Genomic DNA, 17,129 nt, shown 5'->3' on the forward strand with positions numbered 1-17,129 from the left:
AACTAGAGCCGGGTGCGGACCGTCCAGAGTTCCGGGAACAGCACGACCTCCAGCATCTTCTTGAGATAGGAGGCGCCCGATGTGCCGCCGGTGCCGCGTTTCAGGCCGATGATGCGCTCGACCGTGGTGACATGGTTGAAGCGCCAGCGGCGGAAATAGTCCTCGAAATCGACCAGCTTTTCGGCCAGTTCGTAAAACATCCAGTAGCGCTGCGGGTCGCGATAGACGGTCTGCCATGCGACCAGGACCGCCTCATTCTCGGTCCGGGTTTCGCGCCAGTCGGTCCGCCCGGCGTCGGCGCCGATGTCGAAACCGTTGCGGGCCAGAAGCAGCAGGGCTTCATCGTAGAGCGATGGCTCCGCCAGGATCGCCTCCAGCTTGCCGCTGAGGTCCGGCCGGTGCTTGTGGGGGCCGAGCATTGCGAGGTTTCGGTTGCCGGCCATGAACTCGATGGCGCGATATTGCCAGGACTGAAAGCCCGAGGACTGGCCGAGCGCATCGCGGAACTCGGTGTATTCGCTGGGTGTCATCGTGCGCAGCACGTCCCAGGCATTGTTCAACTGCTCGAAGATGCGTGCGACGCGCGACAGCATCTTGAAGCTGGGCTCAAGCCGGTCGGCACGGATGGAACGGATGGCGGCACTGATCTCGTGCAAAGCGAGCTTCATCCAGAGTTCGGATGTCTGGTGCTGGATGATGAACAGCATCTCGTCATGCGCCGACGACAGGGGCGTCTGCGCCTCCAGCACTTTCTCCAGATGCAGATAGTCGCTGTAGGACATGCGTTCCTTGAACGACATCTGGGCGCCTTCGGACGCTGGATCGTAGGGCTCGCTCAATTGACGGTCTCCGTGCGCAGCCGGAAGCGCTGGATCTTCCCGGTCTGGGTCTTGGGCAGCGCGGTGATGAATTTCACCGATCGCGGGTATTTGTAAGGTGCGATGGTGGCCTTGACGTGGTCCTGCAGGCGCTTGACGGTCAACGCGTCCGGCGCCACGCCTTGCACCAGCACGACATGCGCCTCGACGATCTGGCCGCGCTCGGCATCGCCGGCGCCAATGACAGCGCATTCGGCGACATCGGGATGCGACAGCAGCGCCGCCTCGACCTCCGGTCCGGCGATGTTGTAGCCGGCGCTAACGATCATGTCGTCGGAGCGGGCGGAGAAATGGAAGAAACCGTCTTCGTCCTGCGTGAAGGTATCGCCGGTAAGGTTCCAGCCGTCGCGGACATAATCCTTCTGCCTGTCATCGGCCATGTAGCGGCAGCCGGTCGGTCCACGCACCGCCAACCGTCCGGTCGTTCCGCGCGGCACTTCACGCATCTCGTCGTCGACGATGCGGGCCTCGTAGCCGCCGACAGGTTTGCCGGTCGATGCAGGCTTCATGTCGTCGAAGCGGTTGGAGATGAAGATGTGCAGCATTTCGGTGGCGCCGATGCCGTCGAGGATCGGCTTGCCGGTCTTCTTCGTCCACTCCTCGAAGACCGGAGCCGGCAATGTCTCGCCGGCCGAAACGGCGACACGCAGCGACGACAGGTCCGCGCCTTCGTCCATGGCCTTCAGCATCGCGCGGTAGGCGGTCGGCGCGGTGAAGGAGATGGTCGCTTTGTAGGTCTCGATGATGTGGATCATGTTGGGCGGCGTCGCCTGCTCCAGCAGCGTCGCCGCCGCGCCGAAGCGCAGGGGAAAGATGGCAAGCCCGCCAAGGCCGAAGGTGAAGGCAAGCGGCGGCGAGCCGACAAAAATATCGTCCGGCGTCACCTGCAGGATTTCGCGGGCATAGGCGTCGGCGATGATCAGGAGATCGCGGTGGAAATGCATCGTCGCCTTCGGCACGCCTGTCGTGCCCGAGGTGAAGCCGAGCAGGGCGACATCGTCGCGGCCGGTGTTGACGGCGGTGAAGGTCACCGGCTTGTCGAGCGCGGCGCGATCGAGTTCGGCATCATGGTTGGCGGTGCCGTCGAAGCCGATGACCTGTTTCAGGAACGCGCTGTCCTTGGCGCAGGCGGTCATCTCGTCCATCAGCCTGGTGTCGCAGAGCGCGGTGGTGACCTCGGCCTTGTCGACGATCTTGGAGAGCTCGCCGGCGCGCAGCATCGGCATGGTGTTGACGACCACGGCGCCGACCTTGGTGGCCGCCAGCCAGCAGGCGACCATGGCGGGATTGTTGGCGGAGCGGATCAGCACCCGATTGCCCGGCTTGACGCCATAATTCTCGACCAGCGCATGGGCGAGCCTGTTCGTCCAGTCGGACAGTTCCTTGTAGGTGCGGCGGCGGCCGTTGCCGATCAGGGCGGTGTGGTCACCAAGCCCCTTCTGCACCAGCCTGTCGGTCAGTTCGACACCGGCGTTGAGGTGTTCAGGATAATCAAAACCGTCGAGCAGGATATCGGGCCATTGTTCCGGCGGCGGCAGGTGGTCGCGTGTGAACGTGTCGATATGCGCTGAAGGCCCAAGCATCTCGCCGCTATCCTATGTGCTGCCTGGCCAATGCGCGAGGCATGAGGCCGAAGGCGGTTAATCCGTCGTTCCTGTCTTTCGTGGAGGTTTCGTGCCGCCGATTGCTCGATCATGCCATCCAGAAAGGATGAACATCCGCAGATGGGCAGCACAGCAGACCTCCCATTTTGCCGACTGTTCCGGAGGCAGGATCGCACCAGTCGAAATTTGTTTCAAGCCTAAAATGTTTTGCCCTGGAGCATTGACGCGTGGCATGGTGGCCGCCATTGCTAGCGCTGAAACGATGCCGCTTCGGGGGAGGGTGCCGATGATCGAACATCGCATTGCCGATTGGAACAATGCCTATGCCAACGGCGCGAATATCGCCGGTAGCGACCGGTGGCCCGCCGCGTGGGCGGAGCCGGCGCAGGCGTTTCGCGATGCGCTGTCGGCGCAGGGTCGCGCAAGGTTCGATATCGCCTATGGCAATAGACCGCGCAACCGGTTCGATCTTTTCCTTCCCGATGCCGCTCCCAGGGGGCTCGTGGTGTTCATCCATGGCGGTTACTGGCTGGAGTCCGACAAGAGCGGCTGGTCGCACCTCGCCAAGGGCGCGGTCAGCAGCGGCTTCGCCGTGGCGATGCCGTCCTACACGCTGTGCCCGGACATACGCATCGCCGGCATCGTCAGCGAGATCGGCGCGGCGATCGGCAAGGCAGCGGCAATGGTCGAAGGACCGCTGATGCTGACCGGCCATTCGGCCGGCGGCCATCTTGCCACCCGAATGGTGACCACGACCACGCCGCTGGCCGCCGATGTGGCAAGGCGCGTACGCCATGTCGTTTCGATTTCGGGCCTGCATGATTTGCGTCCGCTGATGCGTACCGGCATGAACGAGGCGCTGGCAATCGACGAGCGCGAGGCGCTGACTGAAAGCCCGGCGCTGCTGCGGCCCATGGATGGCGCTCGCATCACCTGCTGGGCCGGCGGCGGCGAGCGTTCCGAATTCCTGCGCCAGAATGCGTTGCTGGCCAACATCTGGACCGGCCTTGGCGCCACGACCAGCGCCGTGGTCGAACCAGATCGGCATCATTTCGATATCGTCGATGGGCTTGCCGATCCGGCGCATCCGCTGACGCGGCTCTTGATCTCGGAATAGCCGAGATCTTTTTGGACCTATATCAGCAGCTTATATGGCTATTCTTCAGCGTAGCATCAGCACGTTGCAGGTGTCACCGGCAGTGCATGCGGGGGCGAAGGGCGCGCGCACGACAAGCCCGTTGGCGTCGGCCAGCATCCGCAGCATCGAAGAATCCTGGATGCTGAATGGGGTTGCCACCAGCCCGCTGTCGTCTTCCCTGACCACCGCCCGCACATAATCCTGGCGCAGATCATTGGCGGCCATTGCGGCGCCCAGCCGGGCCTGGCGGATGTCCTGGCGATGATCGCGGCCGCCAAGCCTTGCCAGAAGCGGCTTCAGGAACAATTGCGAACAGACCAGGCTTGCCACCGGGTTGCCGGGCAGGCCGATGCATCTGATGTCGCCGAGCCGGCCGAACATCAGCGGCTTGCCGGGGCGCATGGCGATCTTCCAGAAACCGAGCGTCATGCCTTCGCCGGTCAGTACGTCATGGGTCAAATCGTGGTCGCCGACCGAGGCGCCACCCAGCGTGACGATGACATCGGCGCCAGCGGCGACAGCCTTCCTGACCAGCGCCGCGATTGCGTCCTTGCGGTCGGCGGCAATGCCGAGATCGAGCGCGCGGGCGCCGACCGATTGCGCCGCCGCGGCGACGCCATAGGCGTTGGACGAGATGATCTGGTCCGGCCCGAGCTCGCTGCCGGGCGGCAGCAACTCGTCCCCGGTGGCGATGATGGCGACCAGCGGCCTCTTCACCACGCTCACCCGGGGATGATTGGCCGATGCGGTCAGGGAAAGCGCCGCCGGATCCAGCACCCGGCCTCTTTGCAGCAGCACATCGCCTGTCGAGAAGTCGAGGCCGGTGCGGCGGATGTTGCGTCCCTCGGCGGTGGGTTCGATCACTTCGATATCGCCGCCACCGAGATCGCGGACATTTTCCTGGATGACGATGGTGTCGGCGCCATCAGGCAGCGGCGCGCCGGTGAAGATGCGTACCGCCTGGCGCTTGCCGACCGCACCGTCAAAGCCGCGCCCCGCCGGCGCCATGCCGATCACGGAGAGTTTCGATGGCACCGAGGCCATGTCGGCGGCGCGCACTGCATAACCGTCCATGGCCGAGGAGTTGAAAGGCGGTTGGGTGCGAAGCGCCACGACCGGCTCCGCCAGCACGCGATCGATCGCCTCGAAAAGAGAAACGCTTTCGCCGGCCAAGGGTGCTGCGCCGTCCAGCAGGCGCTCGAGCGCCTCGGCGACCGGAAGCAGCGCCATCAGGCGCCCGCCTTGTAGTCGCCGGACTTGCCGCCGGTCTTTTCGACCAGCCTGATGCCGGAAATGACCATGGCGCGGTCGACAGCTTTCGCCATGTCGTAAATGGTCAGGCAGGCCACGGAAGCGGCGGTCAGCGCTTCCATCTCGACGCCTGTCTTGCCGGTGACGCGCGCCAGAGCGGTGACTTTCAGCCCAGGCAGGGCATGGTCCGGCTCGATGTCGACGGAAACCTTGGTCAAGAGCAGCGGATGGCAGAGCGGGACAAGCTCATGCGTCCTCTTCGCCGCCATGATGCCGGCGATACGCGCTGTGCCGAGCACGTCACCCTTCTTGGCGTTGCCGGCGAGGATGGTCTTCAGCGTTTCGGGCTGCATCGAGACGAAACCCTCGGCGATCGCGGTGCGGGTCGTCTCTTGCTTGTCGCCGACATCGACCATGTTGGCCTCGCCTTGCGCGCCGAGATGGGTGAGGGCGGCCGCCATCGTCAGACTGCCTCAGTCAACGCCTTGCCCGTCAAAAGCAGGCGCGTCGCCGCGGTGACATCCTCTCGTCGCATCAGGCTTTCGCCGACGAGGAAGGTGCCGATGCCGGTCTTTTGCATCCTGAGGCAATCGTCATGCGTGAAGATACCGCTCTCGCTGACCAGCAGCCGGTCGCCCGGCACCATCGGCGCCAGCCGCTCCGAGGTCTTAAGGCTGGTTTCGAATGTTCTCAGATTGCGGTTGTTGATGCCGATCAGCCGCGATGACAGTTTTACCGCACGCTGCGTCTCGGCCTCATCATGCACCTCGATCAAAGCATCCATGCCGAGTTCGGATGCGGTCGCTTCCAATTCGCTCGCCAAGGCATCGTCGACGCTGGCCATGATGATCAGGATGGCGTCCGCGCCCCAGGCGCGGGCCTCATAGACCTGGTAGGGATCGAACAGGAAATCCTTGCGCAGCGCGGGCAGGGCGGTGGCTGCCCGTGCCCGGGTGAGGAATTCCGGCGCGCCCTGGAAGGATGGTGCATCGGTCAGCACGGAAAGGCAGGCAGCGCCGCCTTTTTCATAAGCCTGTGCCAATGCCGGTGGATCGAAGTCGGCCCGGATCAGCCCCTTGGACGGGCTCGCTTTCTTGATCTCGGCGATCAGGGCGAAGTTGCCGGATCTGCGCTTCGCCTCGAGTGCGGCGAGAAAACCACGCGGTGCGTCGGCATCCTTGGCTCGTGCCTTGATCTCCGCCAGTGGTGCGCGCGCCTTGGCGGCGGCGATCTCGTCGCGCTTGTAGGCTTCGATCTTGCGCAGTATGTCAGACACGGTTCACCCGTTCGAGATTTCGACCAGCCGATCAAGCACCTGCAAAGCGCGGCCGCTGTCGATGGCCTGCGCGGCGAGCGCGATGCCGTCGCCAAGCGTCGTCGCCTTGCCCGCAATCACCAGCCCGGCGCCGGCATTCATCAGCACGGTGTCGCGATAGGCGCCGGCAGCGCCACCCAGCATATCGCGCAACGCGCTGGCGTTGTAGGCGGCGTCGCCGCCCCGGAGATCGTCCTTGGTATGGCGCTTCAGCCCGACCTCTTCGGGGGTCAGCGTGAAGCTGCGGATTTCGCCGCCAATCAGTTCGGCAACCTGCGTCTCACCGGTGGTGGTGATCTCGTCATAGCCATCGCCATGGGCGACCCAGGCATGTTCGGTACCCAGCGCCTTCAGCGTCTCGGCCACCGGCACGATCCATTCCGGCAGGAACACGCCGACCATCTGCCGCTTGACGCTGGCCGGATTGGAGAGGGGCCCGAGCAGGTTGAAGATGGTGCGGGTGCCGAGCTCGACGCGGGTCGGGCCGACATGCTTCATCGCCGGATGGTGCGCGGGGGCGAACATGAAGCCGACGCCCGCCTCATGGATGCAACGGCCGATGAGCTCCGGCGAGAGGTCGATCTTGACGCCGAGCGCGACCAGGACATCGGCGGCGCCGGTCAGCGAGGACAGGCCGCGATTGCCGTGCTTGGCGACTGGGACGCCGCTGGCGGCAATGACGAAGGCCGAGGCTGTCGAAATGTTGACGCTATGGGAATTGTCGCCGCCGGTGCCGACGATATCGATCGCGCCTGGCGGCGCCTCGACGCGAAGCATCTTGGCGCGCATGGTGGCGACGGCACCGGAGATCTCACTCACCGTCTCGCCGCGCACGCGCAGCGCCATCAGGAACCCGCCGATCTGCCCCGGGGTCGCGTCGCCCGACATGATGATGTCGAAGGCCTCGCGCGCTTCCTCGAAGGAAAGCGCGCTGCCGGTCGCGACCTTGGCGATATGGGTTTTCAGCGCGCTCATCTTGTCGAGGCTTGGGCGACGGCCGCCTGGTCCACGCGGACGTCGTACTGCGTCTGCAACTGCGCCACCAATTGGTCGAGCAGATCGTCCGACATGCCGGAGGTGAAGGATTTCTGCGCGTCTTCCGGTACCGAGCTGGCATCGGCCCCCGCTGGTTCGAACACTTCGGCGACCTTGAACAGGATCTGTCCGTCGCCGGTGGGCGAGGGGATCAAGCCGGTGCCGCCTTCGCCGACGCCGAACATCACGGCAGCGCCTTCCTTGCCGAAGTCCGCATCGTCGGCTTCACGCTTCAGACCGCGCTTGGTCTGCTTCTCCAGCTTGAGCTCACCTGCGATGACGTCCAGCGTGGCGCCGGCCTTGAGCCGCTTTTCGAGTTCGTCCGCCTTGGCGGCGAGGCGCTTGGTGGTCTCGGCGGCCGTCCAGTCGGCGACGACTTTCTTGCGGACCTCATCCAGCGTCCGGTCGCGAGCCGGCGTGACCGAACTGACCTCATAGAAGACGAAGCCATTGTCCGCCGTGGTCAGCCCGTCGTTTTCAGTGTTGGGTTCGGCATCGAAGACGGCCTTGATCAGCTCCGGCGATTCCGGCAGGTCCTTGACGATCGAACCGTCCGGCCTGAGGCCTGAGCGATCGATGGCGTCGATCGTGATGTCCTTGAGCTTCAGCTTGGCCGCCGCGTCGGCCAGCGAACTGCCGGAGGCGCGAGTGTCCTCGTAATTGTCGTGCACATCCAAAAGGATGCGGCTTGCCTCACCCAGCGCCAGGTCCTTGCGGATCTGGTCCGACACTTCGGCCAGCGGCTTCACCACTTCGGGCTTGATCTCGGTGACGCGCAGCAGCACCGGACCGAAGGCGCCCTGGACGACCGGGCTGACCTCGTTCGCGTTGAGCGCAAAGGCCGCGTCGGCGACCGCCTTGTCGGCGATCTTGTCCTTGGCGAGCGTGCCGAGCAACGTGTCGGCCGGCGTCTTGCCTTCGGCCGCGACGAGCTTGTCGAAGGTGGCGCCCGCCTTGAGCGAATCAAGCGCGGCCTTGGCCGCGTCCGGCGTCTTGAACACGAGTTGCTCGATGGTGCGCATTTCGGGCGTCGTGTAGCGCGCCTTGTTCTTGTTGTAGTCGTCGCTGACCTGTTGGTCGGTGACCGCGGTCGTATCCATGATGTCCACCGGCTCCAGGCGGACATAGGAGAATTTGCGGTATTCAGGCGCGGCGTAGGTTTTCTTGTTGGCCTCGAAATAGGCCTGAAGCACGCTGTCACTCGGCGCCTCGACCGGCTCGACGAGCGCCTTTGGCAATGTCAGATAGTCGACCGTGCGGTCCTCGCCGCGATAGAGCGCGACCGCCTTGAAGAAAGTGTCCGGCGCCTTGAGACCGTCCGAAACCGCCTCGACGATCTGCTGGCGCACCGCCACCTGGGCGCGGTTCTTCAGATAATCCTCGGGCCGCATGCCGACCTCGTGCAGCATGTATTCGAACGTCCTTCTGTCGAACTGGCCGCCTGGGCCTTTGAAGGCCGGATCCTCGCGTGTCAGTTCCGCCAGCCTGTCCTTGGACAAGCCCAGTCCCAGTTTCCTTGCTTGTTCGTCGAGAACGGCGCCGGAAACGAGCTGAGCCAGGATCTGGTTGTCGATGCCGAGCCCCTTGGCCTGTTCGTGGGTCAGGCGCTGTCCGAACTGCTGCGACATGACGGCCAGCTGGCGATCGTAGGCGAGGCGATATTCGTTGATCGACACCTTGGTGCCGCCGGCGGTTATCACCGAATCGTGGCCGGCAAAGCCGCCCATCAGGCGCCCAGAAATGCCCCAGGCGGCGAAACTGACCACCAGGAGCGAAAGCAGTGTCTTCGCGACCCAGGTGCCCGCCGCGCTTCTCAATGTACCAAGCATGGTTACTTCCGATTTATGCGCATTTTCGCATGCGCCGAGTCTGAAACAAGCGCAATAGCGCCCTTCCGGTCCACTGTCGATTGCTTTGTGGCCTGATTTTGGTAGTGAGGGCCAGAGCCAGATATTGCCCGGAGAAGCAGACCATGACGCCAGGAATTCGCCCGCTCGTCGCCGGCAACTGGAAAATGAACGGCACCAGTGCATCGCTGAACGAACTGAGGATGATCGGCAACGGGTTCATGAGCGGGCTCGACGCGGAAACCGAAGCCCTGGTCTGCGTTCCCGCGACGCTGCTTTCCCATGCCGCGGAGATTCTGTCGCGCACGCCGGTCCACGCCGGCGGCGAGGACTGCCACGCCAAGGAAAGCGGCGCCTATACCGGCTGCATCTCGGCGGAGATGCTGAAGGATGCCGGGGCGAGCCATGTCATCGTCGGCCATTCCGAATGCCGTGAACAACGCGGCGAGGACGATGCGACGGTCCAGGCCAAGGCGACCGCCGCATGGCGCGCCGGGCTCGTGGCCATCGTTTGCATCGGCGAGACACAGCAGGAACGCGAGGCTGGAGCCACGCTGGAGGTGCTGTCGCGCCAGGTCGCCGGCTCGGTGCCGCCAAGCGCCACCGCGTCCAACACCGTCATTGCCTATGAGCCAGTATGGGCGATCGGCACCGGCCTGACGCCGACCGCGGCCGACGTTGCCGAAGCGCATGCGCATATCCGCGAAAAACTGGCGGAAAAGCTCGGCGCCGTAGCCGCCAAAATGCGCATTCTCTATGGCGGCTCGGTCAAGCCGTCCAACGCCGTTGAATTGCTGGGTGTCAGGAATGTCGATGGCGCACTGGTCGGTGGCGCCAGTCTGAAAGCAGCGGATTTCCTTGCTATCGCGGAAGCCTATCGCAGCATTTCCGGATGAGATTTGCGATGATGGACGCGTCGCGGCGCGTCCAAATTCGTTGCAAAGGTGGCGTTGCTTCCCATATTCCGGCCACGGGCTTGGAAATGCCGTGAAAGCATTGTATTGAGCCGCCTCCAATTCACCGGTCGTGTTCGCGGCCGGGCAAGGCCTTGCCAGGATAAACTATGCAAACCGTACTGATCGTCATCCATCTCATGGTCGTGCTCGCCCTTGTCGGGGTGGTGCTGCTGCAGCGCTCCGAAGGCGGCGGCCTTGGCATTGGTGGCGGATCGGGCTTCATGACCGCGCGTGGCGCTGCCAACGCGCTGACCCGCGCGACGGCGATCCTGGCGGCCGCGTTCTTTGTCACATCGCTGACCTTGTCGATCATTGCCCGCTACGGCGAGAAGCCGATCGACATCCTCGACCGCGTTCCCGCGACATCGGGTGAAGCCGGCAAGGGCGTGCTCAACCAATTGCCCGGCACGACCNCCCCGGCACCCGCCGGCAACGCCACGCCGACGCCGCCATCCGGCAACGATGCCGCGACGACGCCTCCGGCAAAGGCTCCGGCCACCGCGCCGGCCGCCGGTTCGACGCCGCCTGCAAGCAACGGCACTACCAACACCGCGCCGGCCGCCCCCCAGGTCCCGAACCAGTAGCTTCCGCTCGCTCCAAACCGCGATCTGTGATCGTTTGAACACAGTCGCGGCAAATGCTGCGCCATCACGAAGATTCGACGGGTAGTGGTGCTGCCTCGCGCTTGAGGCATCCGCATTTATTCGACTATAGATTGCATGCGGCATTTTCGGTGTCCTTGGGGGACGCCGGGCGACGCCGTGGGCAACAAGCATTAAACGATCGGATCTTCGCCATGCAGCTTCGCAGCTTCATTTTCCTGGGACTTTGCGCCGCACTCGGCCTCAGTTCCCCGGCTTTCGCCGGCATGCCGGCCAATATGGCCGCCAATCAGTCGGTCGACAGGACCGACGCCATCAACATCGCAGTCAAGAGCGATGCGGCGCAGTTGAGGCTTCTCAAGAAGAAGAAAAACCCGACGCCGGACGATCTCGCCCAGATCAAGAAGATCGAAGCCAAGATCGTTGCCGACAAGGAAGACGCCAAGGCCAAGGCGCTTGAAGCCAGGAAACTGGCGATGCGCGAAGCGGCCAAGGCCCGGGCCGAGGCCGCACGCCAGGACTTCCTGGCAAAAAGGGGCCAAAGTGCCTCTGCCACTGAAGTGGCCGAAGCCAATCCGGCCAAGAAGACCGTCAAGGTCATCGAGCCGATGGAACCGATCGCGCCGATCCAGTCGGCCGAGCCGCTCCCGGCCGAGGCCATGAACGTCGCATTGACCGGCAACAATGGCGAGTTGCGCAGCGAGGTCCTCGGCGGCCAGAAGCAGCCGAGCGGTGGTCTGTTCGCCGGCCTGTTCGGCGGGATCTCGTCATCCGGCTCCTCGATCAGCTATCTGCCCGAGACGCGCGCGCTCGACTCGGCGCTTGCCCAGAAGAACGCCAAGAAGCCGTTCAAGGTGAAGCCGGAATTCGTGCCTCAGGACGTCGAATTCACGGGCTACGATGCCGGCACCATCGTCATCGACACCAGTGCGCGCCGGCTCTATCTCGTCGAATCATCGAGCACCGCGCGTCGCTACGCCATCGCGGTCGGCCGTGAAGGCCTGCAGTTCAAGGGCACGGTCGCCGTCGGCGACAAGCAGGAGTGGCCGCGCTGGATCCCGACGCTGGACATGCAGAAGCGCGAGCCGAAGCACTACGCCCAGTACAAGGACGGCATGCCCGGCGGCGGCCAGAACCCGCTCGGCGCACGCGCCATCTATCTCTATGACGGCAAGAAGGACACGCATCTGCGTATCCACGGCACCATCGCGCCGCAGTCGATCGGAACCAGCGCCTCCAATGGCTGCTTCCGCATGATGAACGAGCACGTCATGGACCTTTACAGCCGCGTCAGGGTCGGTACCAGAGTCGTCATCATCTGACGTTTCCACCATCATGGCGAAAGGGCCGGCTCAGCCGGCCCTTTTGTTTTGCCTTGCTCACGACCAAGCCTGTTCGGTCGTGATCCCTGGACAAACCGAAACCGTTTGTCCGGACAAACCGAAACCCGTTTGTCCGAGAAAACCGGATTCCACTTTTCGGGATCATGGTCCGAGCGCCTTTTTGGGAAAAAGCCTTCGCGGCGGTTTTTTCTCTGGCGGAATCAATCCGGCCGCGTTAAGCGATGACTCCCATGGCGCGATATGTATTCATCACAGGCGGCGTGGTTTCCTCACTTGGAAAAGGCATAGCCGCAGCGGCCCTTGGGGCTCTCCTGCAGGCGCGAGGCTATCGCGCACGCATCAAAAAACTCGACCCATACCTCAATGTCGATCCCGGCACGATGTCGCCGTACCAGCATGGCGAGGTGTTCGTCACCGATGACGGTGCCGAGACCGATCTCGATCTTGGCCACTACGAACGCTTCACCGGCCGCTCGGCCAACCAGCAGGACAACATCACCACCGGCCGCATCTACAAGAACATCATCGAGCGCGAGCGGCGCGGCGATTATCTCGGCGCAACCGTGCAGGTCATTCCGCATGTGACCGATGAGATCAAGAATTTCGTCCTCAACGGCAATGACGACTATGATTTCGTGCTGTGCGAGATCGGCGGCACGGTCGGCGACATCGAGGCGATGCCGTTCCTTGAGGCGATCCGCCAGCTCGGCAACGACCTGCCGCGCAACAATGCCGTCTACGTGCACCTGACCTTGATGCCCTATATTCCGACGGCCGGCGAGCTGAAGACAAAGCCGACCCAGCATTCGGTCAAGGAACTGCGCGGCATCGGCATCGCGCCCGACATCCTGCTGGTGCGCGCCGACCGCGCCATTCCCAAGGAAGAGCGCCGCAAGCTGTCGCTGTTCTGCAATGTCAGGGAAAGCGCCGTCATCCAGGCACTCGACGTGCCGCATATCTACGACGTGCCGATGGCCTATCACAAGGAAGGGCTCGATTCGGAAGTCCTAGCCGCTTTCGGCATCGATCCGGCGCCGAAGCCGCGCATGGAACCCTGGCAGAAGGTGTCCGACCGCATCCACAATCCGGAAGGCGAGGTGACCATCGCCATCGTCGGCAAATACACCGGCCTCAAGGACGCCTACAAATCGCTGATCGAGGCACTCTCGCATGGCGGCCTGGCCAACCATGTCAAGGTCAAGCTCGACTGGATCGAGAGCGAGATCTTCGAAAAGGAAGATCCGACGCCGTGGCTGGAAAAGGTGCATGGCATCCTGGTTCCCGGCGGTTTTGGCGAGCGCGGTTCGGAAGGCAAGATCCTGGCGGCGAAGTTCGCGCGCGAGCGCAAGGTGCCGTATTTCGGCATCTGCTTCGGCATGCAGATGGCCTGCATAGAGGCGGCGCGTTCGCTGGCCGGCGTCGAACATGCATCCTCGACCGAGTTTGGCCCGACCGAGGAACCGGTCGTCGGCCTGATGACCGAATGGCTGAAAGGCAACATGCTGGAGAAGCGCCGGGAGACCGGCGATCTCGGCGGCACGATGCGGCTCGGCGCCTATCAGGCCGAACTCGCCAAGGGCTCGAAGATCGCCGACATCTATGGCGATACCCAGATTTCCGAGCGCCACCGCCATCGCTACGAGGTCAATGTCGACTACAAGGAACGGCTCGAGGATTGCGGCCTGGTGTTTGCCGGCATGTCGCCGGACGGCGTGCTGCCGGAAACGGTCGAGTATCCCGACCATCCCTGGTTCATCGGCGTCCAGTATCACCCCGAGCTGAAGAGCCGGCCGCTCGATCCGCATCCGCTGTTCGCCAGCTTCATCGAGGCGGCGGTCGAGCAGTCGCGCCTCGTGTAGGCGCCGTCAAGCGAGACGCGCCTGATGCAGACCTATGTCGCGCTCCTCTACAGCATCATTCTGGGCGAGGGGCGCCGTGTCGTCATGTCGGACCTCAAGGCAATGGCGGAAAACCTTGGCCTGAAGAACGTTCGGACTTTGGTGGCGACCGGCAACCTTGTCTTCGAGTGCGAAAAGACTTCGATCTCCGCACTTGAAAAGCGGTTGGAGGCGGCGTTCGAACAGGCCTTCGGCCGCCACGTCGACATCATTGTCCGCCGCGCTGGAGATTGGCTGAAACTGGCAAGCCGCAATCCATTCCCGAGAGAATCGGTGGAAGCCGGCGATCAGGTCGCGGTGCGCGTGATGCGCAAGCCCGTGGCCGAAGATGCCCTATCGGGGCTTCAAGCCCATGCCGGGGAGGACGAGAAGGTGCTCCTGGTCGGCGGCGACATATGGCTGGTGTTCTCGCGGGAGCGGCCAAGCTCGCGGCTGCTTGCCGCCGCCAGTCACAAGCGCATGGGCATCGGCACGTCGCGCAACTGGAACACGGTGCGCAAGCTGGCCGAGATGGTTGGCAGTAGGCGGTAGGCAGTAGGCGGTAGGCAGTAGGCGGTAGGCAGTAGGCAGTAGGCAGTAGGCAGTAGGGAAGCGGTCTGTCTTCCCTAGCCCCTACTGCCTACTGCCTAATTTCAAGCCTTCGCCATCTTGGCGCCGGCACTCACGGCTGCGGTGCGCAGCACGTAGTAGATGACGCCGGCGATCGCCACGCCGAAGAACCAGCCATAGACACCCCACCAGGACGGCAGCCAGTTGGTGAAGTTGGGCAGGATCGACGAGAAGAACGCGCCGATGCCGGCGGCGATGAAGGCGTTGACGTGCCAGCCGCCCTGGAAGCGGAACTCGCCATCTTCGCGATAGAGCGCCTCGACATCGACCTCGCCTTTGCGGATCAGGTAATAGTCGACCATCATGACGCCGAAGATCGGCCCCATCGTCGCGCCGATGACGTTGACGAAGGAGGCGGCACTGCCTTCCCACGGCGCGAAGGGGTAGAGCACAAGCGCGATCAGTGCTGCGATATAGCCGCCCTTCTTGAAGTCGATCTGCCTGGGAAAGACGTTGGAGAAGTCGAAGGCCGGCGAGACGAAGTTGGCCACGACATTGATGCCGAGCGTCGCCACCGCGAAAGTCAGAGCGGCGAGAGCAGCCAGGAACCAGCTATCGAACTTGGCCGAGATCTGGTCGGGGTGCAGCAGCACCTCGTGATAGACGTCGTAGGCGGCAATGGTGGTAACGCCGGCGACCAGCGAGAACAGGATGAGATTGACCGGCAGGCCCCAGATGTTGCCCTTGCGCAGTGCAGCCTTGTCCGGCGCGTAGCGTGCGAAATCGCAGAAGTTGAGATAGAGCGCCGAGAAGTAGGTCACCCAGATCGCGGCGACCGCGAACAGCGAGGTCCACGAGCCCGGCTCACCGGGCACGCCGGCGTCCTTGGTCTTCTCCTTCAGCACATCCATCGGGATGTCGCTGGTGAAGGCGAAGGTTCCGGATTTGACGCAGAGATAGATCGCCAGGATCAGCATCATCACCCAGACCGCAGGCCCCGCCCAATCCTGGAAACGGCGCACCGTCTCCATGCCGCGCTGGATGATCAGCAGCTGCAGCGCCCAGATGACGACGAAGCAGATCACTTCCAGGCCGGAATGGCCGAGGAAATGCGTGTTGGCATTGAAATCGGCGAACCATTGCGAGCGGATCAGCAGCGCCACGATCGCGCCGGAGGCGGCGGCCGTTTGCGCGCCGTACCAGAAGCAGGCGACGATGGCGCGCACAAGTGCCGGTATGTTGGCGCCCCAGATGCCGAAGGAGGCGCGGGCCAGCACGGGGTAGGGCACGCCAGTCTTGACGCCGGCATAGCCGACCATGTTCATCAGCACGTAGATGATCAACGACCCGATGCCGATGGCGATGATGAAGTTGACGAAGCCGCCGCAGAACAAAAACAGGCTGGCGGCGAGATAATAACCCCACAGGCTGTGAACGTCCGACGTCCAGACGTTGAAGATCGAGAATGGTCCCCAGTTTCGAACCGTGGCCGGAGCGAGGTCCTCATTGTATAGGTCAGGCGATGCGCCCTGTATCGTCATTGCAATGTTCCCCTTTTGCAAAAACGCGCCCTCACGCGTTGACCGCAGAGGTTACGCCTGACGCAGGGGAACCGACAAGCAACCAATTTGCCGGCTTTGGCCTTAAAGATATTCAATGCGAACCGCGATTATCGAGGGATCGTAAAGGTGGGTCGCTGTTGAACCCTAACGATGGGTGATTCGACTGTCCAATGCATGTCGCCGGCTTTGGGAGAACGACATGCATGCGCGACGCGCTTAGGTGATGGCCATCGCGCGCTTGTGGTCCTCGACTTCGGAAAGCAGCCAATCCTGAAACAGGCCGGTGCCCGGCTTGTTGCCGATGCTGCGACGTTGGTGCAGGTAGATGCCGGCCGGATAGGTGTGACGGGCGCGAAACGGGGCGACAAGCTTGCCTTGCTGCAGAAAATCCTGCGCCATCATCGTGTCGGCAAGCGCGATGCCAGCGCCGTTGACCGCCTCGCGCATGATCAGCGTGCAATCATCCAGGGTCGTGCTGGATTTCGGTGATGTCTCCAAAACGCCTTCCTGCTCCAGCCAACGCTTCCACCTCATGGTCTCGCATTCATGGATCAGATGGTGATTGACCAGGTCGGCGGGTGATCGCAGCGGCACCGGCCCTTCGAGCAGCGAGGGCGCGCAGACCGGCGTCAGCAGCAGCGGGATCAGCAGCGTCAAGGCCGGGCCGGCCTTGTAGACGAATTCGTCGACGATGGCCAAATCGAAGTTGGCCCGCTTGCCCGAACTCGAAATCTCCAGATCGACGGACGGATGCAGCCGGCGAAAATTCGGCAGCCGGTCCGCCAGCCAAAGATTGAGAACAGCCGGCACGCACAAGACCCGGACACGCTGGGTCCGGCCGTGGCTCGGGCCATCGGAGAAGCTGACATCGTCGGTGGCGCGCCAGATGGCCTCGAATGCTTCCGAGAGGCTGCGCGCATAGTAGGAGCCCCTGATGGTCGGCGTGATCTGGCGAAAGCCGCGTTCGAACAGATCCTGGCCAAGATTCCTTTCAAGTGCACGGATGTGGCGGCTGACGGCAGAGGGCGTCAGGTGCAGTTCTTCGGCTGCGTCCTTGACGCTGCCGAGACGTGCGGCGGCCTCGAAGGCGCGCATGCCATTGAGTGAAGGTAAGGCCATTGCCCGATCATGAATTGTCAGTTGAGTTTTTG

At 63.4% G+C, this 17,129-nt stretch carries 15 protein-coding genes; 6 read left to right on the forward strand and 9 right to left on the reverse strand.

Translation table 11 applies throughout. The features are described from left to right. Positions 1-2: 2 nt before the first annotated feature. Together kynA and X743_RS159710 are read right to left on the reverse strand one after the other, a co-directional pair. Complete coding sequence (gene kynA / locus X743_RS159715) at positions 3-839, reverse strand: tryptophan 2,3-dioxygenase (RefSeq protein WP_031249963.1); 837 nt, start codon at positions 837-839, stop codon at positions 3-5. Next, positions 836-2,461: an AMP-binding protein gene (locus tag X743_RS159710; RefSeq protein ID WP_023764939.1), complete on the reverse strand. Its 1,626-nt coding sequence runs from the start codon at positions 2,459-2,461 to the stop codon at positions 836-838. The genes kynA and X743_RS159710 overlap by 4 nt, the downstream gene beginning before the upstream one ends. A 307-nt stretch (positions 2,462-2,768) precedes the next feature. Between X743_RS159710 and X743_RS159705 the strand changes: the two genes are divergently transcribed. After that, positions 2,769-3,599 (forward strand): alpha/beta hydrolase, encoded by an 831-nt coding sequence (locus X743_RS159705; RefSeq protein ID WP_023764940.1) that lies wholly within the window; start codon positions 2,769-2,771, stop codon positions 3,597-3,599. A 45-nt stretch (positions 3,600-3,644) separates the two neighbouring features. Here X743_RS159705 and glp read toward each other — a convergent pair whose 3' ends face one another. From glp to X743_RS159680, 5 genes are read right to left on the reverse strand one after another with little or no spacing between them, the layout of a single operon-like run. Continuing rightward, entirely contained in the window at positions 3,645-4,850 is a 1,206-nt protein-coding gene (gene glp, locus X743_RS159700) for a gephyrin-like molybdotransferase Glp (RefSeq protein ID WP_023764941.1), read from the reverse strand. Beyond that, positions 4,850-5,332: a cyclic pyranopterin monophosphate synthase MoaC gene (moaC, locus tag X743_RS159695; protein WP_023764942.1), complete on the reverse strand. Its 483-nt coding sequence runs from the start codon at positions 5,330-5,332 to the stop codon at positions 4,850-4,852. Before moaC ends, glp begins: the two co-directional genes overlap by 1 nt. Positions 5,333-5,334: 2 nt before the next feature. After that, positions 5,335-6,147, reverse strand: coding sequence for an indole-3-glycerol phosphate synthase TrpC (gene trpC, locus X743_RS159690; protein WP_023764943.1), 813 nt, complete (start codon positions 6,145-6,147; stop codon positions 5,335-5,337). Between the two features lie 3 nt (positions 6,148-6,150). Then, positions 6,151-7,161, reverse strand: a complete 1,011-nt coding sequence (gene trpD / locus X743_RS159685) for an anthranilate phosphoribosyltransferase (protein WP_023764944.1) — start codon at positions 7,159-7,161, stop codon at positions 6,151-6,153. Beyond that, positions 7,158-9,050 carry a peptidyl-prolyl cis-trans isomerase gene (locus X743_RS159680; protein ID WP_023764945.1) on the reverse strand — a complete coding sequence of 631 codons (1,893 nt, stop codon included), beginning with the start codon at positions 9,048-9,050 and terminating at the stop codon, positions 7,158-7,160. The genes trpD and X743_RS159680 overlap by 4 nt, the downstream gene beginning before the upstream one ends. A gap of 143 nt (positions 9,051-9,193) precedes the next feature. On the opposite strand from X743_RS159680, the gene tpiA reads away from it, so the two are divergent. From tpiA to X743_RS159655, 5 genes are all read left to right on the forward strand, one after another. Further along, entirely contained in the window at positions 9,194-9,964 is a 771-nt protein-coding gene (gene tpiA, locus X743_RS159675; protein WP_023764946.1) for a triose-phosphate isomerase, read from the forward strand. 167 nt (positions 9,965-10,131) lie between these two features. After that, entirely contained in the window at positions 10,132-10,608 is a 477-nt protein-coding gene (gene secG, locus X743_RS159670) for a preprotein translocase subunit SecG (protein ID WP_023764947.1), read from the forward strand. A gap of 212 nt (positions 10,609-10,820) precedes the next feature. After that, on the forward strand, positions 10,821-11,948 hold the full coding sequence (locus tag X743_RS159665; RefSeq protein WP_023764948.1) for a L,D-transpeptidase: 1,128 nt from the start codon (positions 10,821-10,823) through the stop codon (positions 11,946-11,948). Between the two features lie 242 nt (positions 11,949-12,190). Next, on the forward strand, positions 12,191-13,828 hold the full coding sequence (locus X743_RS159660; RefSeq protein WP_013895397.1) for a CTP synthase: 1,638 nt from the start codon (positions 12,191-12,193) through the stop codon (positions 13,826-13,828). Positions 13,829-13,852: 24 nt separating this feature from the next. Further along, complete coding sequence (locus tag X743_RS159655; protein WP_023764950.1) at positions 13,853-14,398, forward strand: DUF1697 domain-containing protein; 546 nt, start codon at positions 13,853-13,855, stop codon at positions 14,396-14,398. Positions 14,399-14,499: 101 nt separating this feature from the next. Here X743_RS159655 and X743_RS159650 read toward each other — a convergent pair whose 3' ends face one another. Then, a complete protein-coding gene (locus X743_RS159650) occupies positions 14,500-15,957 on the reverse strand; it encodes an NCS1 family nucleobase:cation symporter-1 (RefSeq protein WP_013895399.1) in 1,458 nt (485 codons plus the stop codon). Between the two features lie 237 nt (positions 15,958-16,194). Further along, a complete protein-coding gene (locus tag X743_RS159645; protein WP_023764951.1) occupies positions 16,195-17,097 on the reverse strand; it encodes a LysR substrate-binding domain-containing protein in 903 nt (300 codons plus the stop codon). Positions 17,098-17,129: the final 32 nt, after the last annotated feature.

This window comes from Mesorhizobium sp. LNHC232B00, assembly GCF_000502435.1.
Lineage (GTDB): Bacteria > Pseudomonadota > Alphaproteobacteria > Rhizobiales > Rhizobiaceae > Mesorhizobium > Mesorhizobium opportunistum.